The sequence below is a fragment of the Actinophytocola sp. KF-1 genome (genome assembly GCF_054661535.1).
Map to the genome: position 1 here is coordinate 36,345 of NZ_BAAFVK010000015.1, position 22,675 is coordinate 59,019.

At 72.5% G+C, this 22,675-nt stretch carries 22 protein-coding genes, 1 tRNA gene and 1 pseudogene; 18 read left to right on the forward strand and 6 right to left on the reverse strand.

Features of this window, described 5'->3' with window-relative positions; genetic code table 11:
* Window positions 1-20: 20 nt before the first annotated feature.
* The 4 genes from glp to ACYQ77_RS36770 all read left to right on the forward strand — a co-directional run bounded on the left by glp (window position 21) and on the right by ACYQ77_RS36770 (window position 2,978).
* Window positions 21-1,244: a molybdotransferase-like divisome protein Glp gene (gene glp / locus ACYQ77_RS36755; protein WP_459720165.1), complete on the forward strand. Its 1,224-nt coding sequence runs from the start codon at window positions 21-23 to the stop codon at window positions 1,242-1,244.
* A complete protein-coding gene (locus tag ACYQ77_RS36760) occupies window positions 1,237-1,905 on the forward strand; it encodes a GNAT family N-acetyltransferase (RefSeq protein ID WP_459720167.1) in 669 nt (222 codons plus the stop codon). Before glp ends, ACYQ77_RS36760 begins: the two co-directional genes overlap by 8 nt.
* A gap of 113 nt (window positions 1,906-2,018) precedes the next feature.
* Window positions 2,019-2,873: a divisome protein SepX/GlpR gene (sepX, locus tag ACYQ77_RS36765; RefSeq protein WP_459720170.1), complete on the forward strand. Its 855-nt coding sequence runs from the start codon at window positions 2,019-2,021 to the stop codon at window positions 2,871-2,873.
* 32 nt (window positions 2,874-2,905) lie between these two features.
* Window positions 2,906-2,978, forward strand: a tRNA-Ala gene (locus ACYQ77_RS36770).
* Window positions 2,979-3,211: 233 nt separating this feature from the next.
* Here the strand turns inward: ACYQ77_RS36770 and ACYQ77_RS36775 are convergent.
* Window positions 3,212-3,601 (reverse strand): YbaB/EbfC family nucleoid-associated protein, encoded by a 390-nt coding sequence (locus tag ACYQ77_RS36775; protein ID WP_459720173.1) that lies wholly within the window; start codon window positions 3,599-3,601, stop codon window positions 3,212-3,214.
* Between the two features lie 187 nt (window positions 3,602-3,788).
* Between ACYQ77_RS36775 and ACYQ77_RS36780 the strand changes: the two genes are divergently transcribed.
* The 3 genes from ACYQ77_RS36780 to ACYQ77_RS36790 are packed head-to-tail and all read left to right on the forward strand — an operon-like array spanning window position 3,789 to window position 6,168.
* Window positions 3,789-4,028, forward strand: a complete 240-nt coding sequence (locus ACYQ77_RS36780) for a hypothetical protein (RefSeq protein ID WP_459720174.1) — start codon at window positions 3,789-3,791, stop codon at window positions 4,026-4,028.
* A complete protein-coding gene (locus tag ACYQ77_RS36785) occupies window positions 4,025-5,317 on the forward strand; it encodes a C2 family cysteine protease (RefSeq protein WP_459720177.1) in 1,293 nt (430 codons plus the stop codon). The genes ACYQ77_RS36780 and ACYQ77_RS36785 overlap by 4 nt, the downstream gene beginning before the upstream one ends.
* Window positions 5,314-6,168 carry a hypothetical protein gene (locus ACYQ77_RS36790; protein WP_459720180.1) on the forward strand — a complete coding sequence of 285 codons (855 nt, stop codon included), beginning with the start codon at window positions 5,314-5,316 and terminating at the stop codon, window positions 6,166-6,168. Before ACYQ77_RS36785 ends, ACYQ77_RS36790 begins: the two co-directional genes overlap by 4 nt.
* Here the strand turns inward: ACYQ77_RS36790 and ACYQ77_RS36795 are convergent.
* Window positions 6,157-6,759, reverse strand: coding sequence for a TetR/AcrR family transcriptional regulator (locus ACYQ77_RS36795; RefSeq protein ID WP_459720183.1), 603 nt, complete (start codon window positions 6,757-6,759; stop codon window positions 6,157-6,159). The genes ACYQ77_RS36790 and ACYQ77_RS36795 overlap by 12 nt on opposite strands.
* Before the next feature lie 86 nt (window positions 6,760-6,845).
* Between ACYQ77_RS36795 and ACYQ77_RS36800 the strand changes: the two genes are divergently transcribed.
* Complete coding sequence (locus tag ACYQ77_RS36800; RefSeq protein ID WP_459720186.1) at window positions 6,846-7,832, forward strand: NAD-dependent epimerase/dehydratase family protein; 987 nt, start codon at window positions 6,846-6,848, stop codon at window positions 7,830-7,832.
* On the opposite strand, the gene ACYQ77_RS36805 is transcribed toward ACYQ77_RS36800, so the two are convergent.
* Complete coding sequence (locus ACYQ77_RS36805; protein WP_459720189.1) at window positions 7,829-8,266, reverse strand: VOC family protein; 438 nt, start codon at window positions 8,264-8,266, stop codon at window positions 7,829-7,831. The genes ACYQ77_RS36800 and ACYQ77_RS36805 overlap by 4 nt on opposite strands.
* A gap of 1 nt (window position 8,267) precedes the next feature.
* Entirely contained in the window at window positions 8,268-8,828 is a 561-nt protein-coding gene (locus tag ACYQ77_RS36810; RefSeq protein WP_459720191.1) for a DinB family protein, read from the reverse strand.
* A gap of 63 nt (window positions 8,829-8,891) precedes the next feature.
* Here ACYQ77_RS36810 and ACYQ77_RS36815 point away from each other — a divergent pair, with 63 nt between their 5' ends.
* Complete coding sequence (locus tag ACYQ77_RS36815; RefSeq protein ID WP_459720603.1) at window positions 8,892-9,845, forward strand: helix-turn-helix transcriptional regulator; 954 nt, start codon at window positions 8,892-8,894, stop codon at window positions 9,843-9,845.
* On the opposite strand, the gene ACYQ77_RS36820 is transcribed toward ACYQ77_RS36815, so the two are convergent.
* The gene (locus tag ACYQ77_RS36820; RefSeq protein WP_459720194.1) at window positions 9,835-10,035 is read right to left on the reverse strand and encodes a hypothetical protein; all 201 of its coding nucleotides are present in this window, start codon (window positions 10,033-10,035) and stop codon (window positions 9,835-9,837) included. The genes ACYQ77_RS36815 and ACYQ77_RS36820 overlap by 11 nt on opposite strands.
* A gap of 52 nt (window positions 10,036-10,087) precedes the next feature.
* Here ACYQ77_RS36820 and ACYQ77_RS36825 point away from each other — a divergent pair, with 52 nt between their 5' ends.
* From ACYQ77_RS36825 to ACYQ77_RS36845, 5 genes are all read left to right on the forward strand, one after another.
* Window positions 10,088-10,774, forward strand: coding sequence for a methyltransferase domain-containing protein (locus ACYQ77_RS36825; RefSeq protein ID WP_459720196.1), 687 nt, complete (start codon window positions 10,088-10,090; stop codon window positions 10,772-10,774).
* A 196-nt stretch (window positions 10,775-10,970) separates the two neighbouring features.
* Window positions 10,971-11,774, forward strand: a complete 804-nt coding sequence (locus ACYQ77_RS36830; protein WP_459720198.1) for an endonuclease/exonuclease/phosphatase family protein — start codon at window positions 10,971-10,973, stop codon at window positions 11,772-11,774.
* On the forward strand, window positions 11,771-12,916 hold the full coding sequence (locus tag ACYQ77_RS36835; RefSeq protein WP_459720201.1) for a family 43 glycosylhydrolase: 1,146 nt from the start codon (window positions 11,771-11,773) through the stop codon (window positions 12,914-12,916). Before ACYQ77_RS36830 ends, ACYQ77_RS36835 begins: the two co-directional genes overlap by 4 nt.
* A 98-nt stretch (window positions 12,917-13,014) precedes the next feature.
* Window positions 13,015-15,126, forward strand: a complete 2,112-nt coding sequence (gene pabB, locus ACYQ77_RS36840) for an aminodeoxychorismate synthase component I (RefSeq protein WP_459720204.1) — start codon at window positions 13,015-13,017, stop codon at window positions 15,124-15,126.
* Between the two features lie 2 nt (window positions 15,127-15,128).
* Window positions 15,129-16,160 carry an NAD(P)H-dependent flavin oxidoreductase gene (locus tag ACYQ77_RS36845; RefSeq protein ID WP_459720606.1) on the forward strand — a complete coding sequence of 344 codons (1,032 nt, stop codon included), beginning with the start codon at window positions 15,129-15,131 and terminating at the stop codon, window positions 16,158-16,160.
* 67 nt (window positions 16,161-16,227) lie between these two features.
* Here ACYQ77_RS36845 and ACYQ77_RS36850 read toward each other — a convergent pair.
* A pseudogene (locus ACYQ77_RS36850) lies at window positions 16,228-17,700 on the reverse strand (bifunctional lysylphosphatidylglycerol flippase/synthetase MprF); the annotation flags it as partial.
* Window positions 17,701-17,855: 155 nt separating this feature from the next.
* Between ACYQ77_RS36850 and ACYQ77_RS36855 the strand changes: the two are divergent.
* The 4 genes from ACYQ77_RS36855 (at window position 17,856) to ACYQ77_RS36870 (ending at window position 22,062) form a co-directional block, all read left to right on the forward strand.
* Window positions 17,856-18,569, forward strand: coding sequence for a hypothetical protein (locus ACYQ77_RS36855; RefSeq protein WP_459720207.1), 714 nt, complete (start codon window positions 17,856-17,858; stop codon window positions 18,567-18,569).
* 76 nt (window positions 18,570-18,645) lie between these two features.
* On the forward strand, window positions 18,646-20,004 hold the full coding sequence (locus tag ACYQ77_RS36860) for a pyridoxal phosphate-dependent decarboxylase family protein (RefSeq protein WP_459720210.1): 1,359 nt from the start codon (window positions 18,646-18,648) through the stop codon (window positions 20,002-20,004).
* Window positions 19,994-20,815: a putative RNA methyltransferase gene (locus ACYQ77_RS36865; RefSeq protein WP_459720213.1), complete on the forward strand. Its 822-nt coding sequence runs from the start codon at window positions 19,994-19,996 to the stop codon at window positions 20,813-20,815. Before ACYQ77_RS36860 ends, ACYQ77_RS36865 begins: the two co-directional genes overlap by 11 nt.
* Entirely contained in the window at window positions 20,815-22,062 is a 1,248-nt protein-coding gene (locus tag ACYQ77_RS36870) for a Gfo/Idh/MocA family protein (protein ID WP_459720216.1), read from the forward strand. Before ACYQ77_RS36865 ends, ACYQ77_RS36870 begins: the two co-directional genes overlap by 1 nt.
* Window positions 22,063-22,675 lie beyond the last annotated feature (613 nt).

A 22,675-nucleotide genomic window follows, 5' to 3' on the forward strand; every position in this document is an offset into this window, starting at 1 on the left:
ACCACGGTGAGGTCACCGCGATGAGGTCAGTCGACGAGCAGCTCGGGCGGGCGCTCGCCGCCGCAGTGAGGCCCGCACCGGTGCGTGTGGCCATCTCCGAGGCGCAGGGACTGCTGTGCGCAGAGGAGGTCGTGGCCGAGCGGGCCTTACCGGGCTTCGACCAGGCGGCGGTGGACGGCTACGCGGTCCGCAGCGTCGACGTGCAGGCGGCCGGCACCGACCCGGTGCTGCTGCCGGTCGTCGGGGAGATCGCCGCCGGCTCCCGGCAGCCGCGCAGGCTGCAGCCGGGGCAGGCCGTGCGCGTCGACACCGGCGCGCCGCTGCCCACGCTCGCCGACGCGGTCGTGCCGCTGGGCTACACCGACGGCCACCACGCACGCGTGACCGTGAACCAGCCGGTGCCGTCGGCCGCGTTCGTCCGGCGCACCGGCGAGGACGTGCAGACCGGTGACGTCGCCGTGCGCAGGGGCTCGGCGATCGGGGCCGCCCAGGTCGGGCTGCTCGCCGCCGTCGGCAGGTCCAAGGTGCTCGTGTACCCGCGGCCGCGGGTGTCGGTGATCTCGCTCGGCGACGAGCTCGTCGACATCGACCGCACCCCCGGCCAGGGCCAGGTCTACGACGTCAACTCGTACTCGCTCGCCGCCGCCGCCCGCGACGCCGGCGCCGAGGTCAACCGGGTCGGCGTCGTCGCCACCGACTCGCGGCGGCTGCGGGAGACCATCGAGGGCCGCCTGTTGCTGAGCGAGATCGTGGTCATCGCGGGTGGTGTCGGTGGCGAGCTGGCGCAGGAGATCCGCGCCGCGCTGTCCGACCTCGGCGACATCGACATGACCCGCGTCGCCATGCACCCCGGCTCCGTGCAGGGGTTCGGGCGGCTCGGGCCGGACGCCGTGCCCACGTTCTTCCTGCCGAGCAACCCGATGAGCGCGCTCGTCGTGTTCGAGGTGATGGTGCGGCCGCTGATCCGCGCCGCGCAGGGCAAGCGCAACCCGCACCGCCGCCAGATCACCGCGCGGCTGCTGTCCCCGATCGTGTCGGTCAAGGGACGCCGCGGCTTCCTGCGCGCGCAGCTGCTCCGGGACGAGAGCAACGGCGAGTACCTCGCCCAGCCGCTCGGGCAGTCCGGGTCGCACCTGCTCGCCTCGCTCGCCGAGGCCAACTGCCTGATCCTCGTGGACGAGGAGACCACCGAGGTCGTCGTCGGCGAAGAGGTCCAGGTCAGTTTCCTGGCCCAGCGTGGCTGAGAAGTTGAGCCACCGACAGGGCCCCGTCGGCCGCCACCCCGGCTGGCCTGCCCGCCTCGGACCGCTCCGCGTCCGCGCGGGCGTGCTGGAGGTTCGCAAACCCAAGCTGTCCGACGCGTCCGCGTGGAGCCGGATCCGCCGCCGCGACCGGCGCCACCTCGAGGCGTGGGAGCCGACCGCGCCGGGCGACTGGGACGACAACAACGCCACCTTCGCCTGGCCCGGCCAGTGGTCGACGCTCCGCAGCCTCGCGCGGCGCGGCATGTCGTTGCCGTTCGTGATCACCGTCGACGGCGCGTTCGCCGGACAGGTCACTGTCGGTAACGTCGTCCGGGGGTCGCTGTGCTCGGCCTGGATCGGGTACTGGGTGGGCACCCACGCGGTGGGCGGCGGGGTCGCCACGGCCGCCGCCGCGCTCGTCGTCGACCACTGCTTCCGCGAGGGCGGGCTGCACCGGCTCGAGGCCACCGTGCGCCCGGAGAACACGCCCAGCGTCCGCGTCCTGACCAGGCTCGGGTTCCGCGAGGAGGGGCTGTTCCGCCGATATCTCGACGTCGCGGGCGCGTGGCGCGACCACCTCTGCTTCGCGATGACCACAGAGGACGTACCGAGTGGACTCGTGCCCCGGTTGATCGCCCAGGGGCGCGCTGAGCACGTGTGATCACCCGGACGCGCGTCGGCGCGCCTCCGACACGGATGTGACTGTTGTGACTAACGTGGCACGGGAGTCGTCGCACGTAGTCACACATGTCTGCGCGGGGGAGGTGCCGAGGCATGCCGAGCTCACTCGTCGTGGTCGCGCTCGTGGTCGCGTGGCTCGTCGTCCTCGTGCCGATGATCGTGCGCAAGCGTCAGGAGGTCGCCAAGACCGGCGACTCGGAGCTGGGTGCGCGCGTACTGCGCAGCGGGAACGGAGAGGCGGACACGGGGGCCGAGTTCGAGGGGGAACTCGACACATTCGACACGGAGGAGGCCGCCGTGCACGAAGACGACGCTGTCCGGGATGATTTCGAGGAAGAATTGGTGGCGAACATCACCGAAGCCTCGGAGGATGTACCGGATGACGACCCGGGCCAGGCCGACATGAGCTACTACGAGGACTACCCCGCGCGCCGCTACCGGCCGGGCAGAGGTGGCTTCGACCCCGAGGCCGCCGCCGTCATCGCACGCGCCAAGTACGCGTTCCGGCAGCGTGTCGTCCTCGCCATGATCATCGGGGCCGTGCTGACCGCCGTCGGCGCCGCCGTCTTCTACACCCCGCTCTGGTGGGCGCACGGCGCCATCGACCTCGTCCTCGTCACCTACCTCGGCTACCTCCGCAGGCAGGTCCGCATCGAGGACGAGATCCGCGAGCGCCGCCTCGCCCGCATGCAGCGGGTCCGGCGTGCCCAGGCCCTCGCGCGGCCGAGGTACGTCGAGGAACCGAGGACCGTCGAGGAGTACGTCGAAGAGGTCTACCAGGAAGAAGTCGAGCCCGAGACCCGCCGCGAGCGCGTGCTCGACGGGCCCTCCGCGCCCGTCCACCACCACGGGAACGCCGTGGTCGTCGACCTCGACGACGAGGACCCCGCCTTCGAGGACCTCGACGACCCGGGCAACTTGCCCTACCGCCGTGCAGTAGGCGAATAGGGGTCTGATACGCTCTCCGAGCACACAGACCAGGGGCTGTAGCGCAGTTGGTAGCGCGACTCGTTCGCATCGAGTAGGTCCGGGGTTCGATTCCCCGCAGCTCCACGCATCGGAGGCGAGTGCTCGCGTAGAGCGCTCGCCTTTTGCGTTTCGCCATTGTTTTGGGGGGCCGAGCCCCCCATGCCCCCCACGGTGCGTGGTGCTCTGACCCAGCGTGGGTGCCTTGGGTGGCCTCGGGGTGGTGTGTCGTTTGGCCTCGGGTGGTGGCCTCGCGTGGTGTGTCGATTGGCCTCGGGTGGTGGCCTCGGGTGGGGTGGTCGTTTCGCCCGGCTGCTTCTTTACCAGGGGCGGTCGCTGTTGTAGACCGAGTCGACGTAGTTGTCGTCGTCTTCTTCTTGGTGGGCTGCTCTTGGGGGCTTCGGCTGTGGGTTTGCCTGGGTGTCTTGCAGGGTTTCCAGGGATTGCCTTACTCGTGGGTCTTCTCTGAAGGTGTCCAGGGTTGTTTTCAGTGCTTCTTCTGCCTTGGTCTGGGCTTCCCTTTGTGTTGTCAGGATCAGGGTGGCCAGGGCTGTCGGGGACAGCTTCATGGCTGCTGGGGTCAGGTGTAGTGCCGTTTGGTGTTTTGCTGTTGCTTCCGCTCTCACGGTGCCGTCCGGGGACTCGGCGGTGTGGCGGGTCGCCAGGGAGGTCTGGATGTTCGCCAGGCTGGTGTGGATGGGGTCGGGCACCTGGTCAGGATAGGGGCGGGGCCTTCGGGTTTTGTCGTTTTCCCTCGGGTTCGGGGGCCGGTCTTGTAGCGTCGGGCGCGGTCTTGTCGGGTGACTCGCTGGGGCTGGAGGGGCTATGCCGGACGGGTTCGCGGTTGAGTCCGGGTTGTTGCGTCGTGCTGGTGGGTCCGTCGAGGAGTGCTGCTCCTTGATCGAGGCCGGGCGGAAGTCCGGGGCCGCTGCCACCGTTGGCAGCTCCATGGCCGGGTTTGCTGTTGCCGGGGCTTGTGAGGCCGCCGGGAAGGCATCGGTTTCCGCCTTCGCCGCGGTTGCCACGTCGTGGCGGGCCTGGGCTGACGCCGCTGAGCGTGGTGCCGCTGACTACTCGCGCAGCGATCTCGGCAGTGAAGGCCTTCTTCGGGCCGCCGGCGTGGATCTGGTGGTGTGACTGTGGCTATCGGCAAGACGCAGGCCCTTCAGGGTGATGTCGGGGCGCTTCGTGCCCAGGCCGACGAGTTCCGGGCCAACGGGACGCTGCTGCGGGATGGCAATCAGGCCGCTGTGCGCGTTCTCTCCGATCTGCTCGGGTCGTGGTTCGGTGTCGCCGCGGACGCCGCCACGTTGTCGATGGGGCGGGCTGAGCAGCAGGTGCGCAAGCTCTCCGACGCGCACGTGGACGCCGCCGACGCTGCTTCCGCCGGGGCGGACGCCATCGAGGGGTACCAGACCGTTGCCCGTGCCGCGATCCTGCAGGCCGAGGCCGAGGGGTTCACCGTCGCCGAGGACGGGGGTGTCCGTGCTCCTTCGGCGCTGCTCTACGTTGCCGGGGACGCCGACCCCGGGCAGGTGGTGACGGCGCAGCACGCCCTCGACGAGAAGGCGCGTCAGTACGAGACCACCATCAAGCAGAACCTCGCAGGCATGGCGGCCGAGGACGCCACCGCCGCCGCGGCGATCGCCGGTGCCTTCGACAGCCTGTCCGACGAGGACATGAACCCCGAGGGCCCGCCCACCGACCACAACACCGAGGACCGGTCCGGCGACCCGCTCTACCCCAACGGGGACCCGTGCCTCGCCGACATCGACCAGGGGGACTTCGGCGACTGCTGGTTGCTGGCCGCCCTCGGGTCGACGGCGATGACCGACCCGCAGAAGATCAAGGACCTCATCACCGACAACGGTGACGGCACCTACACCGTGCACTTCCAGGACGGGGACGTCACGGTCAGCGACGACGCCCTGCTGGACCAGGGCAACGACCAGGCCAAGTGGGTGGCGATCGTGGAGACCGCGTACGCCGAGCACGAGGGCGGGTCCTACGACGAGATCGAGGGCGGCGACGCCAACGACGCCTACGAGGACCTCTTCGGCGCGAACACCGGCAGCTTCGACCCCGACTCCACCAACGACCTGTTCTTCGGCGACAACAAGTCCCCCGGCGACTCCTACGACGAGATGCGGGCGGCCCTCGACGACGGGCGGCCGGTCACCGCCAGCGTGCGCGACCGGATCGGCATCGACGGCGGGCACGCGCTGATCGTCACCAACGTGTACGAACGCGACGGTGTGCAGTACGTCGAGCTGATGAACCCGTGGGCCTCCAACAGCGACGCGATCATCAACGGCGTCCAGGCGGCGGGCGGCGAGGCCTACCCGGACGGGAGGATCGTCATGAACATGGACGACTTCTCCGAGGAGTTCTACAAGGTTCGCTACGTCGAGGACTGGGATCAGTGAAGCGAGCGGGGGCCGTGCTCGCGATCGTGTCGGCGATGGCGGCCGGTGCCTGCTCGGCAGACCAGAAGGAGCAACCGATGCGGACCGACACCACGCCCGCGCAGCGGCAGGCAGGCGGCGGCGACCAGGCCACCGACCCGGCCGAGCCGATCACGCAGCTGGTCGCGGACGCCGACCTGATCGTCACCGGCACGGTCGTCGAGGTCGCACCGGCCGTCGACGCCACGGACACCCACGCGTTCGGCCCGCAGACCGCGACCGTCGAGGTCCAGACCGTGCTGAAGGGCGACGCCGCGCCGGGGAAGCTCGCGATCGCCAAGCCCGAGTCGTCCTACTTCCTCGCCGACACCGCGTCCGCCGATCGCAGGGCTCGCTCCGGCGGCATCTTCGTCCTGCGTGCCACCGGTGGCACGCCCGCGCTGTTGGGCCACGTCGGCGTCCACGACCACGAGTTCGCGCCGCAGTGGTTCGCCCGCGCGCTCGCCGGCCTGCCCGCCAAGCTCCCGCCGCCCACCGCCGACCAGCTCGCGGAGTGGGTGACCAGGGCGGACGTGATCGTGTTCGCCGCCGCGACCGGCGACGCGGACGACGTCGAGACCCGCACACCGCGGGGTGACTGGGCCGGGACCGGAACGCTGGAGCCGATCGAGGTGCTCAAGGGCGAACTGGCGGGCCCGGTCGCCGTGGCCCGCGGGCCGCAGCCCGCGCAACCCGGTGGCACGTGGGCCTTCCCGGTGGGGAAGGAACGGACCGGGGTGTTCTTCCTCGACACGTCGAGCCACACAGTCATCAACACGGCCGCGCCGTGGGACGTGACCGCCACCCAGGTCCGGCAGCTGCTACGGCACTGACGTCATGAAGGCGGCCACCAGCGCCGCCACCCGGCGGGTCAGCAGTTCCGGGTCGTCGGTGTGGTGCGCCAGGTGGCCGTCCAGCCACAGGCTGGCCAGGCCGTGCACCAGGCTCCACAGGGCGAGGGCCAGCACCTCCTCGTCCACCGGCTTCAGCACGCCGGCCGCCACGCATGCCGCCACCGTCTCGGTCAGCACCGCGAACGCCTCGTCGCCCGCCTCCTCGCCCTTCGGGCTCTTGTGCGACTGCGTCAGCTCCGGGCGGAACATCAGCTGGAAGTGGCCAGGGTTGTCGTGCGCGAAGTGGACGTAGGTCTCGATCATCGCGGGCAGCGCCTCGGCCGGGGCAGGCGTCGCGGCCTGGGTCTCCCGCAGTGCGGTGGCCAGGTTCCGGAAGCCCTCGTCGGCGAGCGCGGTCAGCAGCGCGGCCCGGTCCGGGAAGTGGTGGTAGGGGGCGCCAGGGCTCACACCCGCCGCCCTGGCCACCCGGCGGAGGCTCACCGCGCCGATGCCCTCGGTCCTGATGAGGTCCAGCGTCGCCTGCAGCAGGGCATCCCTCAGCGCGCCGTGGTGGTAGTTCGTCCTTGGCACGTGATCAGCCTAGGTTGCCCTCGCCCCCGCCCTGATATATACAGTGCTTAGATTCATATGAGCGGTGTATAGATTGGGTGGTCGGCATGGGTGGACGGGTGTTGGTGACCGGCGCTTCCGGGTTCATCGCGCGGCATGTGGCCGCCGAGCTGCGGGCGCACGGGTACGCGGTGCGGGGGACCGCGCGGCGGGACGTCGACGGCGTGGACGAGCTGGTCCGCGCGGATCTCGCGGCGGACGCCGGGTGGGCCGAGGCCGTCGACGGGTGCGACTTCGTGCTGCACGTTGCCTCGCCGTTCCCGGTCGGGCGACCGTCGTCGGACGACGAGCTGGTCCGGCCCGCCGTGGACGGGACCCTGCGGGTGCTGCGGGCCGCGGCCGACGCGGGTGTGCGGCGGGTCGTGGTGACGTCGTCGATCGCCGCGATCGTCAGCGGGCACCGGGACGCGGTGGTGCGGGCGGAGGCGGACTGGTCCGATCTGGACCGCAGCCCGGCCTACGCGAAGAGCAAGACGCTGGCCGAACGGGCCGCGTGGGACTTCGCGCGGGAGTCCGGGCTGGAGCTTGTCGCCGTGAACCCGGGGATGGTGCTCGGGCCGCTGCTGTCGCCCGAGGTGAACACCTCCGTGGACGTGATCCGGCGGTTGCTGGTCCGGGACGTGCCGGGGTCGCCGAAGATGGGGTTCTCGCTGGTGGATGTGCGGGACGTGGCGGTCGCGCACCGGCTCGCCATGGAGTCACCGGTCGCGGCGGGCAACCGGTACGTGCTGGCCGGCGACTTCATGTGGATGCGCGAGATCGCCGCCGTGCTCGCCGAGGAGTTCGGCCCGCGCGGGTACCGGGTGCCCACCGGGACCATGCCGACCTGGCTGTTGCGGGCCGTCGCGCTGTTCGACCCGTCGGTCCGGCAGGCGCTGGACTTCGTCGGCCGCACGGAACTGGTGACCGCGGACAAGGCCCGGAGCGAGCTCGGCTGGAGCATGCGGCCGGCGCGGGACACGATCGTCGACACCGCCGACAGCCTCGTCGAGATGGGGCTCGCCCCGAACCCGTCGACGAAGGTGACCGTCTAGTCGAGGCAGAACTCGTTGCCCTCCGGGTCCTTCATGATGATGTGACCGCCGCTCAGCGGGGGCGCGGGCTCGTGCCGTTCATGGCGGGTGGCGCCGCGGGCGACCAGGCGGTCGGCCTCCTTCTCCAGCGCCGCCATGCGTTCGTCGCCCTGGAGGCCGGGGGCCGCGCGCACGTCCAGGTGCACGCGGTTCTTGGCGGTCTTCCCTTCCGGCACCTTCTGGAAGAAGAGGCGCGGGCCCGCACCCGTCGGGTCGATCACGGCGGAGGCGTCGTTGCGGCGTTCCTCCGGGATGCCCATGGCCGCCAGGGCCTCGTCCCACGTGGCGAAGCCCTGGGGCGGGGCCTGGAGTTCGTAGCCCAGCGCGTCGGCCCAGAAGGCCGACAGTGCCGCCGGGTCGGCGCAGTCGAAGGTGATCTGTACGTCGAGTGGCATGTCAGGTCGTCTTCCGCGTGTGGAGGTAGAGGTCGCGCAGCAGGCACACCTCGGACAGGTGGTGGATCATCTCCCGGTTGATGTGCAGGACCAACGCGGCCAGCGGGTACTCGGCGTACGGTCCTTCCGCCTCGCCGCACAGCCGGGACAGGCCGTCCTCGCCCAGCGACGCCACGCCCGCCAGCCACGTCTCGTACTCCTCGTCCAGCTGTGCGAGGGCCTCGTCGGCGGTCGCGGCGTAGGGGTACGTGCCGTAGTCGGTCGGCGCGCGGCCGAAGTGGGACGCGCTGCGGACCGCCAGCACGCCGACGATCACGTGGCCGAGGCGCCAGGCGATCGTGGTGAACGGCGGCGGGACCGGCTGCGGGATCGCGAAGTCGCGCGTCATCTCGCCGGAGCCTGCCTGCACCTGCGCTGTGCTCGTGCCCCGGGGGCGGACGGTCCAGCTGTTCGGCGCCGGCTCCCAGAAGTACTCGTCGTCGGTCAGACCGTCCAGGCGGGGACGCAGCTGGTGCGTCCAGTGCCAGGAGAGTTGCTCGCGCAGCAGTGGGTTCCAGTCCATGCGGGGGACTCTGCCACCGATCGCGGACAGGAGCCTTCCGTGATCCGTGCGACGATGGCGAGCGTGACCGTCGAGGGAACCACCGAGCGGGTGCTGCGGCTGCTGTCGCTCCTGCAGCGGCGGCCGTCGTGGACCGCCGCGGAACTGGCCGCCGAGCTGGGTGTCACCGACCGGTCCGTGCGGCGGGACGTGGAGCGGTTGCGGGCGCTGGGGTATCCCGTGCACGCCACGGCCGGGGTCGGCGGCGGCTACCAGCTCGGGGCAGGGACCCGGTTGCCGCCGCTCCTGCTCGACGACGAGGAGGCCATCGCCACCGCGGTGTCCCTGCGGATGGCGTCCGGCGGGACGGTCGCCGGGGCGGGGGAGGCGGCGCTGCGGGCGCTCGCGAAGCTCGACCAGGTGATGCCGCCGCGGTTGCGTGCCGAGGTGCGGGCGGTGCACGGCGCCACCGAGACGCTCGTCGGGCCCGGTGTCGAGATCGACGCGGAGCTGCTCGTGACGCTGGCGCGGGCGTGCCGCGACGCGGTGCGGGTGCGGTTCACCTACGCCGCGCGCGACGGCGCCCCCGGCGAGCGGACCGTCGAACCGGTGCGCATGGTCGCCACCGGACGGCGCTGGTACCTGATGGCCTGGGACGTCGACCGCGCCGACTGGCGGACGTTCCGGCTCGACCGCATGCGCGAGGTGGCCGCCACCACCTGGCGTTTCCAGCCGAGGGAGCATCCCGACCCGGTCGCGTACGTGCAGCGTGCCGTGACGGAGGCGCCTTATCGACATGTCGCCCGGGTCCGCCTGCGTGTCCCGGTCGAGCGGCTCCGGGAGCTGGTGCCACCGCAGGTCGGGCGGATCGAGGAGGACGGCGACGGGTGGTGCGTGCTCGTCGCGGGCGGGGTGGAGCTGGACTGGATCGCCGTGCACGTGGCCCGGCTCGGGTTCGAGGCGCAGGTGCTGGACCCGCCCGAGCTGCGCGAGGTCGCCGCCCGGCTCGCCGGGAGGATGGCCGAGCTCAGCCGATGAGGTCGGCGGCGTCCATGGCGACGCCCGCGAACTCCACCGGCAGCGCCACGACCACCTGGTCGCACTCGGTCCGGCCGCGCTCCCTGATGGCGAGGCCGATCAGCGCGAGCGTGCCGGCGAGGTGCCGGGTGCGGCGGTCGGCGAGCGGTTCCGGGTCGACCAGCGGCGCGGTGGCTGCAGGTCCGCGCATCCGGGAAGTTCGGGTTGACTTCATGTCGACTTGAGGTCGGAGCATGCGGGGCATGTCCACCTTGCTCTCCTTGCTCGACGCCTTCGACGAGCTGCCGCAGGCCACCGAACTCCGCGCCCGTTCCTACCGCGACCTGGGCGAGGCCGTCGTCGACGTCGGCTGCGGCGGTGGGCGCGCCGTCGCGGAGCTGACCCGGCTCGGCGCGCACGCGATCGGGGTCGACCGGGACCCGGAGATGGTCGCGGCCGCCGCGGCGCGCTGGCCGGACGGCGAGTTCCGCCTCGGCGACGTCACCGCGCTGCCGCTCGCCGACGCGTCGGTCACCGGCTACCGCGCGGACAAGGTCTTCCACGTCGTCGAGGACCCGGTCGCGGCGCTCGCCGAGGCCCGGCGCGTGCTGCGGCCCGGCGGGCGGGCCGTGCTCACCGGCCAGGACTGGGACGCGATCGTCGTCGACTCCGCCGACCCGGACCGCACCCGCGCGCTCGTCCACGCCCGCGCCGACACCATGCCGAACCCGCGTGCCGCTCGCCAGTACCGCAACCTGTTGCTGGACAACGGGTTCACGGACGTCACCCTGGAGGCGCACATGGCGGTGTTCACCGACGCCATCGCGCTGCCCATGCTGGCGGGCATGGACGACGCCCGGTGGCGCGCGGAACAGGCCGACCGGGCCGCCCGCGACCGGCTGCTGGTCGCGGTGCCGGTGTTCCTAGCCGCCGGGACTCGCGGGGATTGAGCGCGGGTCGAGGCGCGTTGCCCCCGCGGATCCCGGTTCCCACCATGGGATGCGGGCGGTGCACCCCCGCAGAGCCGCTGGCCGGCAGCGGCGCTCACGACAGCCACGCCGCCGGCCAGTTCCCAGTTCTTTCCAAACGATGACGAGACACGCGACTCGCTGCGGGCGCCGGTGTTCCGGTGGTCCGATCTCCGCCATGGAAACCACAAGGCGCACAGCCATCGTCCTCGCGTTCCTCGCCGCGGCGGCCGTCGCGAGCCCCGTCGCGCAGGCCGCCGAGGCGGACACGCACACGATCAAGGTCGTCACCTACAACGTGGGCGACGCGGGCGGCCTCAGGGCCGACCTCGTCCAGCTCATCAACGCCGAGCGGCCCGCCGTCCTCGGCTTGCAGGAGGTCGCCGACCGCGAGACCGCCGTGCGGGAGGCCGCCGCGGCGACCGGGTACGTCGCGATCTACGAGACCGACGGCAAGGCGGTCAAGCACAACGCCGTCCTCGTGCGCGGCGACATGACCATCACCGGCCACGGGGCCCGCGAGATCTCGCCCGAGAGCAGGGTGAACCCCGCGACGCCGGGCACCGGACCCGAGACGCCCGACAGCTGCGGCTGCCTCGTGCCCCCGAAGTACGTCAACTGGGTGCGCGTGCGCGGCGGCGGCTTCGAATGGGTGGTCGGCGTCGTGCACCTCACCCCGTCCGCGCAGCGGTACGACCTCAACCGCGAACTGCACAACCGGCAGGTCCGCAACACCGCGGAGTGGTTCGCCTCGCGCGCGGCCGAGCCGATCGTGATGGGTGACTTCAACGCGCAGCCGGGGTCGGGCCTGATGGACGCGCTCCGGCAGGTCGCGCGGCCGTTCAGCGCCCCGAGCCACGGGGACGCGTCCATCGACCACGTGTGGGCCAAGAGGGACGCGGCCGGCTCGGCGGTCGACGCCCTGTCCGGCTACGGCAGCGACCACCGGCCGGTGCGCGTCCGGGTGACGGTGACCCGGTGAGCGGCGGGTTCCGCGCTCTCGTCGTCGCCGTCGCGTGCGGCGCGGGCCTGCTGGCCGCCGTACCGGGTGCCACGGCGGACACCGGGCCGCGTGACGAGTCACTGGACTTCCGGTTCCCGGCCGCCGACCCGATGCGGGTGCCCGGCACGAACACCTACGTCGCGTACGGCGCCAGCATCCCCGGCAAGAAGCTGCCGTACACGGAGTTCGAGTTCGCGGACGGGACCTTCCAGCGCCGTGCCGCCATCGACGGCGACGCCTGGAGCGACGTCCGGTTCCCCGACGGCTACTGGGCCAGACCGGGCTCCACGCTGTGGACGCCCGCCGTGTACCCGCACCGCGAGGACGACCGGATCGTCTACTACGCGTTCTACAGCGCGGCGGTGCCCGGGCCGGAGCCGGTCGGCCAGGCCAAGCACTGCATCGGCTACGCCACCTCGTTGCGCCACACGGGCGGGTTCGTCGCCAACGCGGATCCGCTGTTCTGCCCCGAGCGCGGGTGGGCGATCGACGGTGACGTCAGCAGGCGGCCGGACGGCGCATGGCTGACCCTGCGGAACGGCGCGTGGACCCAGAACCGCGTCACCGCGCTGGGGGCCGCGAAGCTCGAGTTCGACCGGCCCCGCCACGTGCGGCGGCTGGCGGAGAGCGACGTGAAGAAGCTCATCGACAACGCCGACCTCGAGTGGACCCACCACAACAGCCCGCCGGACGACGTGCTCACGATCGAGAACCCGAACGCCGTCCGCATCGGCGGCGAGTGGTACCTCTTCTACTCCGGCAACAACTGGTACGCCAACCGGTACGCCACGGGCGTCGCCCACTGCGGCGCCGCCCTGCTCGACAACCAGTGCACGCCGATGTACGAGCAGCGGGCGTACTTCTCCTACCAACCCGACCCGGACGGTGAGGCGCGGTTCCGGCCGGGCCTGCCGGACCGGTACCGCAAGAAGAACCTGCCGGGCAACAAGCGGGGTCCCGGGGCGTTCAACGCGTTCCAGGCCCCCGACGGCTCCTGGTGGGCCGCGTGGAACTACATCACCGACGCGAGCCCGCTCGACGACCCGGACCGGCGGAGCCGGATCGGGCGGCTGACCGTGACGGGCAGCGGACCCACCGCCGAGTTCAGCGTGACCTGGTAGGCGGGCGGGTGCGGGCACGGCGTCGTGCCCGCACCCGTGCCCGTGACGGACGACGCCTTGCGCGGGCCACCGGCCATCGGCGAAGCTCCGGAGTGGCCATGCGCACGCTGATCATCGACAACTACGACTCGTTCACGTACAACCTGGCACACCAGGTCGGCGCGGTGACGGGCGTGGCGCCGACGGTCGTGCGCAACGACGAGCCGGTCGACCTGGACGCGTTCACCCACGTGATCCTGTCGCCGGGGCCCGGCCGCCCGGAGCGGCCCGCCGACTTCGGTGTCTGCGCGGAGGTCATCCGCACCACGCACCTGCCGCTGCTCGGGGTGTGCCTCGGGCACCAGGGCATCTGCCACGTGCACGGCGGTGCGGTGGGGCCCGCGCCGCGCGTCCGGCACGGCGAGACGTCGGAGATCCACCACGACGGCACCGGGTTGTTCGCCGGGCTGCCGTCGCCGTTCACGGCGGTCCGGTACCACTCGCTGGCCGTCACGCGGCTGCCCGACGTACTCGAACCGGTCGCCACCAGCGACGACGGGGTGCTGATGGCGGTGGCGCACCGGACCCGGCCGCAGTGGGGCGTCCAGTTCCACCCGGAGTCGATCCGCACGGCGCACGGGCACCGGCTCGTCGCGAACTTCCTCGACCAGCCGCGGCGCCGGCCGTCCGTCACGGTGCGCACGCGGCATGCCGCGTGCGCGGTCCGGCACCGGCGCGTGCGGACGGCCGCGAGCGCGGAGACCGTCTTCGACACCCTCTACGCGCGGGCCGACCACGCGTTCTGGCTCGACAGCGCCGACGAGGGCGCGGCGGGCGGCCGGTTCTCGATCCTCGGCGACGCGAGCGGGCCCCGCGCGAAGGTCGTCACGGCCGACGTCACGGCGGGCACGGTCACGGTGCGCCGCGCGGACCGGCCGGACGAGGTGGTCCGGAGCGGGTTCCTCGACTGGCTGGCGGCCGACCTGGCGCGGCAGCCGGTCGCCCCGCCGGACGTGCCGTTCGACTTCGCGCTCGGGTGGGTGGGCTACCTCGGGTACGAGCTGAAGGCCGAATGCGGGGCCGGAGCGGCACACCGCTCACCCCACCCGGACGCGGCCATGATCTTCGCCGACCGCGCGATCGTGTTCGACCACGCGGCGGCCGAGGTCCACCTGCTGTCGCTGACCGAGGACGACTGGCTCGACGAGACCGAGCGACTGCTGGCCGAACTCGAAGATCAACACGACACCCAGGACGGTACCGAAACCCCCACCCAGTCCCGGGGGCGTCCCGCCGTGCCAGTCTACCAGTGTCCCCCGACCGGGGGTGGGTTGTCGATCTTGCCTGTGGACAACTCGGTGGGCTGTGGACAAGTCGCCGAACTGGGGCCGCTGCGGGCCCGTCACGGGCGCGCGCGCTACCTCGAGCTGATCGCCGCCTGCCAGGACGAGATCGTCGCCGGGGAGACCTACGAGGTCTGCCTCACCAACCAGCTCGTCGCCGACGGCAAGCTCGACCCGTGGCCCGCCTACCGCCGCCTCCGCCGCGCCAACCCCGAGCCGTTCAGCGCGTTCCTGCGGTTCGGTGAGCTGAGCGTGCTGTCCGTGTCACCCGAACGGTTCCTGCGCGTGACCCCGGACGGTGTCGCCGTGTCCGAGCCGATCAAGGGCACCCGCCCGCGCGGCGCCACGCGGGCCGAGGACGACGACCTGCGCCACGGCCTGGCCACCGCCGCGAAGGACCGCGCAGAGAACCTGATGATCGTCGACCTCGTGCGCAACGACCTCGGCAGCGTCGCCGCCCTCGACGGGGTGTCCGTCGACCGGTTGTTCGCCGTCGAGACGCATCCGACCGTGCACCAGCTGGTCAGCACCGTCCGGGCCACGCTCGCGCCGGACCGCACGGCCGTCGACGTCGTGCGCGCGGCGTTCCCCGGCGGGTCCATGACCGGTGCGCCGAAGCTGCGCACCATGGCGATCATCGACCGGCTCGAGGGCGGCCCCCGCGGCGTCTACTCCGGCGCGCTCGGCTGGTTCTCGCTGTCCGGCGCCGCCGACCTCGGCATGGTCATCCGCACGCTCGTCGCCTCCGCCGACCAGGTGTCCTACGGTGTCGGCGGCGCGATCATCGCCCTGTCCACTCCGGACGACGAGGTCGCGGAGACCGTCGTGAAGGCCGCGCCGCTGCTGCGCCTGATCGACCAGGAATTCCCAGGGGAAGGGGAACGATGACGATCCTCGACGGACTCGACCACCCGATCGTGCAAGCGCCCATGGCGGGCGGCGGGTCGACACCGGAGCTGGTCGCGGCCGTGTCGAACGCGGGCGGGCTCGGGTTCCTCGCCGCCGGCTACCTCACCGCCGACGCGGTGCGTGCCCAGATCACCCGGACGCGGGAACTGACCGACCAGCCGTTCGGGCTCAACGTGTTCGTCCCCGAACGCACCACAGTGGACGACGGCGCCGTGGCCGCCTATGCGGCCGAACTGGCCGGCGAGGCCGACCGGTACGGCGTCGCGCTCGGCGACCCGGCGGGTGGCGACGACGACTGGGACGCCAAGCTGGCGCTCCTCGCGGAGGCGCACGTGCCGGTCGTCAGCTTCACGTTCGGCTGCCCGGCCGCCGACGTCATCGCCCAGGTGAAGCGGCACGGCTCCGAGGTGTTCGTGACCGTCACGTCCGCCGACGAGGCCCGCGAGGCCGTCGCCGCGGGCGCCGACGGGCTGGTCGTGCAGGGCCAGGAGGCGGGCGCCCACCGCGGCAGCTTCACCAACGCGGGCATCGACCACACCGGGCTGATCCCGTTGCTGCGCAAGGTGGCCGCCGTGGCGGACGTGCCGCTGGTGGCGACGGGCGGGCTCGCGACCGGCGCCGACGTGGCGGCCGTGCTCGTCGCGGGCGCGAGCGCCGCACAGCTGGGCACGATGTTCCTGCCCTGCCCGGAGAGCGGGGCGAACCCGCTCCACCTCGCGGCGCTCGCGGCGGGCGACACCCCCACCGCCGTCACCCGCGCGTTCACCGGCCGGCCCGCGCGGGGGCTGGTGAACCGCTTCCTGTCCGAGCACTCGGCAACGGCGCCCGCCGCGTACCCGCACGTCCACCAGCTGACCAGGGACCTGCGGAAAGCGGGTGACCCACAGGCCATGTCGCTGTGGGCAGGGCAGTCGTACGAGTTCGCCCGGCCGGTGCCGGCCGCGGACCTGGTGCGGGAACTGGCAGGCGGAGCACGCTCGGCGCTGGCCGTCGCCGCACGGCGCTGGGCTTAGCCAGGTAGGCGCGCAGCACGGCCGCGCCGATCCTCGGCAGGTCACCCGTACCGCGGTACGCCAGGTACAGCGGCTCGCGGCGGGGCTGGAACTTCGCCTTGAACGCGTGCAGCGAGCCGAACCCGTACAGGGGCTCCATCAGCTTGCCCATGCCGTCGAGCAGCCGCTGCACCACGGACACCTCGTGGTCGCCGGTGCGGACCAGCGGCGCGCCCGACAGCGACACCAGCCGGGCGCCCTCCGCCTGGAACGTCATGCACGCCTCGGCGATGAGGAACTCGATCACGGGCCGGAAGCCGTCGGCCTTGCGGCGCATCATGTCGAGCGTCCAGCCCCCGGGCTTGCCGTTCTCGTCGAGGACCGGCAGCCAGGACGTGACGCCGTGGACCGTGCCCTCGGCGTCCACGGCGATGCCGACGCGGACGCGGGGGTCCATGGCCTCGGTGACGCCGCCGAGCGTGAACCCCAGCTCAGGGGTGCGCTTGCCGCGCAGCCAGCCCGCCGACACCGCGCGGACCTGGCGGACGATCGCCGGGCTCTCGTCGGCGAGGGTGACCATGCGGAAGGAGATCCCGTCCTTGGCGGCCCGGTTGCGGGCGGTGCGGACGTCCTGCCACTTCTTGCCGCGGAACTCGAGGCCGGGCAGGTCCACAATGGTGTCCTCGGCGACCTGGACGCGCTTGGCGCCGACCGCGTCGGCGGTCGCGGCGGTCACGGAGAACCACGCGGGCACGAGGCCTTCGCGGTCGCAGTACGCGGCGAACTCCCTCGGCGCGGCGTGCCGGAACGACGGTGAGCCGACCGGGTCGCCGATAACGATCGCGACACCGTTGTGTCGCCGGAAGGCAACGTAACCGTCCACTCCGTACAGGTACTCGGTGCCCGGCCAGGTCGTCATCCACGACAGGGTGCCGCCGCCGTGGGTCTCCAGGAGCTCGACGGCCCGGTCGGAGCCGGTGACCCTGGCGGTGCGGCGCACGAACAGCGGGCCCAGCGGCATGGCGACCGCGACGGCGACCAGGTGCACGACGTCCGCGAGGTGCCCGACGACGAACAGTGACCCGACGACGTAGACGACAAGGCCCGTTCGAGTCCACATTCGCCACCTCGGGGTGAGAGTGGCGGTCGCGACCGCGGCCGCGGCCATGGCCCCGCCGGACGGGCCGACGTCGAGCGCCGACATCAGCGCGCTGCCGGTCACGTCGACCAGCGCGATTGCCCCGACAACCCCGGTGACGTGCCCGAACGCCCAGATCAACGCCGCTTTCGCGGTGCCGAGCCGGTGCTCGGTGAACCCCACGAAGGCGGCGAAACTCGCCAGTACCGCCACATAGCAGAGCGGTGTGATGGCGAACGGCGCGCCGGTGAAGATCGACCACCACCGGCCGTCCTGGAAGGCGGGCACACCGTACGCAATGTGATCACCCCATGGGCGGTCAGCTACCTCGGTGACAAATGTGCCGAGGACGACGCCAAGGGTAAGCATGACGACGAGTCCGCCCACGGTGAGGGGATAGCGGCGCAACAGGTGGGCTGGCATCGGGTCCTCCTTGTTCGGCACACGAACAAGCCTCGCCCGGACCACGCGAGGAGACACTGGCGCCACCACCCGAGTTGGGGGTAGGGCTAACCCCCGTCTACCGTGAGCACGGGTCTCGTCGACCGACCACTCTGGACACTTGGAAAGACACGCGAATGAGCCGTTACATCCGGGCCACCGTGGCCCTCGCCTCGGCAGTGGCCGGGGCCGTCCTGTTCGCCGCGCCTGCCTTCGCCCAGCCGGCCGACGACCCGGTGCCGGGGGACGACCGGGCAACCGCCCACTCGGGGAACGCCCGCCCCCAGGACTGCTCCAAGCTCTACCCGGGCAGCCACGACGTGACCGCCGACCTGACGGCCACGGACGACGGTCCGGACGACAACGTCCAGGACGGCACGTACGTCGACATCACCGCGGTCGCGGACGACGTCGAGGTCGTCGGTGTGATCGTCAAGGGTGGCCCCGCGTACAACCGGTACGACGTGGCCGACCTCGGCGACCTGCCGTGGCTCGACCTGCACTCGCCGCTGAACCCCAACGGCAAGCCCGCCGGGATCAGCCACTGGTTCGCCTGCGGCGTCGACAAGGACACGACGACCACGACGACGACCACCACCACGGGCACCGAGACCACCACCACGACCACGACGGGCGGCTCGTCGTCCGAGACCACGACCACGACGGGCTCGGGCTCGGAGTCGAGCGGCGCCTCGGTCACCACGACCTCCGCCGACGTCTCGCCCGCCGCCGAGGACGAGGACCTCGCCTCGACCGGTGTCAACGCGGGCTGGATGGTCGCGCTCGCCGCGGGCCTGCTGCTCGCCGGTGGCGCGGTGCTGACGCTCCTGCGGATCCGCGCTCGCGGCTGACCCCTTCCCGGCCACACGGGACGCCCCTGACCTGGGGCGTCCCGTTTTTGTCGGTGGGGCATGTCATCGTGTTGGCATGACAGAACTTCCGACGTGGCTGCGGCAGGGGGTCGACGCGATCGCCGCCTGGCAGGACTCGTTCGCGCCCTACGAGGCGCACCCGAGCGGGCACGTCGACCCGGACGCGTTCAAGGCAGGCTTCGAGGAGCTGGTCGACCGGCTGGGCGCCGCCAACTACCCGTACTTCCACCCGGACTACGCCGGGCAGATGCTCAAGCCGCCGCACCCGGTGGCGGTCGCGGGTTACCTGACGGCCATGCTGGTCAACCCCAACAACCACGCCGACGACGGCGGCGCGGCCACGTCCAGGATGGAGCGTGAGGTCGTCGCCGAGCTGGCGGGGATGTTCGGGCTACCCCAGCACCTCGGCCACCTCACGGGCGGCGGGACGGTCGCGAACCTGGAGGCGCTGTTCGTCGCGCGCGAGTCCCACCCCGGGCGCGGGGTGGCCTACAGCGCGGACGCGCACTACACGCACTCCCGCATGTGCCACCTGCTCGGCATCGAGGGGCACGCGGTGCCCGTCGACGCGGCGGGGCGGATGTCCATGACCGCGCTCGCGGAGCTGCTGGAGACCGGTGCGGTGGGCACGGTCGTCCTGACCGCGGGCACCACCGGCCTCGGCGCGGTCGACCCCATCGACGAGGCGCTGGCGCTGCGGGACCGCTACGGCGTCCGGTTGCACGTGGACGCCGCGTACGGCGGGTTCTACACGCTGCTGCCGGACCTGGCGGACGCGGCGGCGTTCCGCGCCATCGCCCGGTGCGACTCGGTGGTCATCGACCCGCACAAGCACGGGCTGCAGCCGTACGGGTGCGGTGCCGTGCTGTTCGCCGACCCGTCGGTGGCGCGGTACTACCACCACGACTCGCCGTACACCTACTTCACCGAGTCCGACCTGCACCTCGGCGAGATCAGCCTGGAGTGCTCGCGGCCGGGTGCCGCGGCCGCCGCGCTGTGGCTGACGTTGCGGGTGCTCGGCACGCAAGGGCTGCGGCGGGTCCTCGCGGCGAACCGGCGCGCGGCCGAGCACTGGTCGTCGCTGCTGGCGGAGTCGGAGGCGCTGACGCTGTACCAGGAGCCCGCGCTGGACATCGTCACGTACTTCCCGGCGCGGGACACGCTGTCCGGAGTGGACGCGGCCACCGCACACGTGCTGACCCAGGGCATGAACGCCGCGCGGGACCCGGTGTTCCTGAGCGTGCTGCGGATGCCGGCCGACGCGTTCGCGGCGCGCGGGCACGCCGTCACGGCGGACGCCGACGGGGCGCGGGTGCTGCGCAGCGTGCTGATGAAACCCGAGTCCGAGCAGCGGGTGCCGCGATTACACGAGCTGGTCACGGGGCTGGCGGCAGGGGCGCCGGGTGCTCGCTGACGTCCTGCCGTACCTGTCCTGCCCGCACTGCTCTGCGGCGCTGGACCTGGCCGGCGGCTCGGTGCGCTGCGCGTCGGGGCACGCGTTCGACGTGGCACGGCAGGGGTACGTGACCCTGTTGCCCGGCAAGGCGTCCGTGACGGGCGACAGCGCGGAGATGGTGGCGGCGCGGGACGAGTTCCTGTCCGCCGGGCACTACGCGCCGATCGTCGACGCGGTGGTGGCCGCCTGCGCGGGGGAGGGCTGCGTGCTCGACCTGGGCGCGGGCACCGGCCACTACCTCGCCGCGGTGCTCGACGCGTCGCCCGGCCGGGTGGGGATCGCGCTGGAGATCGCGAAGCCGGCGCTGCGGCGGGCGGCCCGCGCACACGCGCGCCTCGGGGCGGTGGGCGCGGACACGTGGCGGCGGCTGCCGGTGCGGGACGGTGTGGTGCCGGTGGCGCTCAACGTGTTCGCGCCGCGCAACGCGGCCGAGATCGCGCGGGTGCTGACGCGGGACGGGCGGCTCGTGGTGGTGGCGCCGACGTCCGCGCACCTCGGTGAGCTGGTGTCCGCACTGGATCTGCTGACCGTGGCCGAGGACAAGGCGTCCCGGGTGACGGCGTCGCTGCCCGGCTTCACGGTGTCCGGTTCGGACACCGTGGAGTTCGCGATGTCGCTGGGACACGAGGAGGTGCTGGCGCTGGTCGGCATGGGCCCCAGCGCGTGGCACGTGGACACCGGCGCGCTGCGCGCGAAGGTGGCGGCACTGCCGTCGCCGGTGCGGGTGACCGCGTCGGTGACGGTGACGACGTACGTGAAAGGGGAGTGATGGTCCGGTACGCGATCGTCGGGGCGGGACAACGCGGAGCCGGGTACGCGGCGTGGGCAGGCAGGCACGCCGACCGCGCGCAGGTGGTCGCGGTGGCCGAGCCGCGCGCGGGCAGGCGGGAGCGGCTGGCCCGCGAGCACGGGGCGGCGCACGTGTTCGAGTCGTGGCAGGACCTGGCCGCGGCGCCGCGGCTGGCGGACGCGGCCATCGTGTCCACACAGGACGCTGAGCACGTCGAGCCCGCGATCGCGCTGGCGCGCAAGGGATACCACCTGCTGGTGGAGAAGCCGCTCGCGCCGACGGCGGAGGAGTGCGTCCGGCTGGTCGACGCGGTCACCGAGGCGGGCGTGCTGTTCGCGGTGTGCCACGTGATGCGGTACCGCCCGTACACGCGGCTGGTGAAACAGCTCGTCGACGACGGCCGGATCGGCGAGGTGGTCAGCGTGCAGCACCTGGAACCGGTGGGGCACTGGCACTACGCGCACTCGTACGTGCGCGGCAACTGGCGCCGCACGGACCTGGCGTCGTTCATGCTGCTGGCCAAGTCGGGCCACGACATCGACTGGCTGCGCCACATCGTCGGCAGGCCGGTCGAGCGGGTGTCGAGCTTCGGCTCGCTGCGCCACTTCACCGCAGGCCAGGCGCCGGCGGGCGCGGCGGCCCGCTGCCTGGACTGCGCGGTGGAGCCGACGTGCCCGTACTCGGCGAAACGCCTGTACCTGGGCATGGTCCGCGCGGGCCGCACCGGGTGGCCGGTGAGCGTGCTGACCGACGAGGTGAGCGAGGAGTCGGTGACGCGGGCGCTGCGGGAGGGCCCGTACGGCCGGTGCGTGTACCAGTCGGACAACGACGTGGTGGACCACCAGGTGGTGGCGATGGAGTTCGCGGGCGGCACGACGGCGACGTTCACGATGACCGCGTTCACCCCGCACGTCGACCGCCGCACCCAGATCTTCGGCACGCGCGGCTTCCTGGACGGCGACGGCACCGAGGTCCGATTACACGACTTCCTCACCGGCTCGACCGAGGTGCTGACGGCCGCGGGCACCGGCCTGGACACGGAGTCGGGCCACTCGGGCGGCGACGCGGGCCTCATGGACGCGTTCACCACAGCGGTGGACACCGGCGACGGCAGCCACATCCTGTCCGGCGCCGAGGAGTCGCTGGAGTCGCACCTGGCGGTCTTCGCGGCGGAACGCGCCCGGCTGGCAGGCACGGTGGAGCGGGTCCAGCCGGGCCGGGTCTGACCGGCCGGGGCTCGGCCGGGCCCGCGTCGCTGCGCTGATCTCGTGAACCGGCGTGGCTGCGCCAGCTGACTGGGTCGGTGGCTGACGCACCGGGCTCGACCGGCGTGGTTGGGCTGGGCCGGTGTGGTCGGGCTGGGGCTGGGCTCGACCGGCGTGGTTGGGCTGGATCGGCGTGGTCGGACTGGACCGGCGTGGTCGAGCCGGGGCGGGGGGCCGGGCTGGGCTGGTGTGGTTGGGGTGGGCTGGCGTGGTCGGGCTGGGGTCGGGCTGGGCTGGTGTGGGTGGGCTGGATCGGTGTGGTCGGGCTGGGCTGGCGTGCTTGGGCTGGACTGGCGTGTCGGGCTGGGGCCGGGCTGGCGGGCGGGGCCGGTGTGGTCGGGCTGGGCTGGCGGGCTGGTGTCGGGCTGGGGCCGGGGGTCGGGGTGGGCTGGCGTGGTCGGGGTGGGCTGGTGTGGTCGGGCTGAGGTCGGGCTGGGCTGGCGTGCTTGGGCTGGACCGGCGTGGTCGAGCCGGGGCCGGGCTGGCTGGTGTGGTTGGGCTGGATCGGTGTGGTCGGGCTGGGGCCGGGCTCGACCGGCGTGGTTGGGCTGGACCGGCGTGGTCGAGCCCGGGC

Bases quoted from the DNA above. Each gene is read 5' to 3' on its own strand.
- ACYQ77_RS36830 (WP_459720198.1), top strand. From the start codon at position 10,971: ATGGAAACCACAAGGCGCACAGCCATCGTCCTCGCGTTCCTCGCCGCG.
- glp (WP_459720165.1), top strand. From the start codon at position 21: ATGAGGTCAGTCGACGAGCAGCTCGGGCGGGCGCTCGCCGCCGCAGTG.
- pabB (WP_459720204.1), top strand. From the start codon at position 13,015: ATGCGCACGCTGATCATCGACAACTACGACTCGTTCACGTACAACCTG.
- ACYQ77_RS36855 (WP_459720207.1), top strand. From the start codon at position 17,856: ATGAGCCGTTACATCCGGGCCACCGTGGCCCTCGCCTCGGCAGTGGCC.
- sepX (WP_459720170.1), top strand. From the start codon at position 2,019: ATGCCGAGCTCACTCGTCGTGGTCGCGCTCGTGGTCGCGTGGCTCGTC.
- ACYQ77_RS36820 (WP_459720194.1), bottom strand. From the start codon at position 10,035: ATGCGCGGACCTGCAGCCACCGCGCCGCTGGTCGACCCGGAACCGCTC.
- ACYQ77_RS36860 (WP_459720210.1), top strand. From the start codon at position 18,646: ATGACAGAACTTCCGACGTGGCTGCGGCAGGGGGTCGACGCGATCGCC.
- ACYQ77_RS36805 (WP_459720189.1), bottom strand. From the start codon at position 8,266: ATGCCACTCGACGTACAGATCACCTTCGACTGCGCCGACCCGGCGGCA.
- ACYQ77_RS36810 (WP_459720191.1), bottom strand. From the start codon at position 8,828: ATGGACTGGAACCCACTGCTGCGCGAGCAACTCTCCTGGCACTGGACG.
- ACYQ77_RS36870 (WP_459720216.1), top strand. From the start codon at position 20,815: ATGGTCCGGTACGCGATCGTCGGGGCGGGACAACGCGGAGCCGGGTAC.
- ACYQ77_RS36800 (WP_459720186.1), top strand. From the start codon at position 6,846: ATGGGTGGACGGGTGTTGGTGACCGGCGCTTCCGGGTTCATCGCGCGG.
- ACYQ77_RS36825 (WP_459720196.1), top strand. From the start codon at position 10,088: ATGTCCACCTTGCTCTCCTTGCTCGACGCCTTCGACGAGCTGCCGCAG.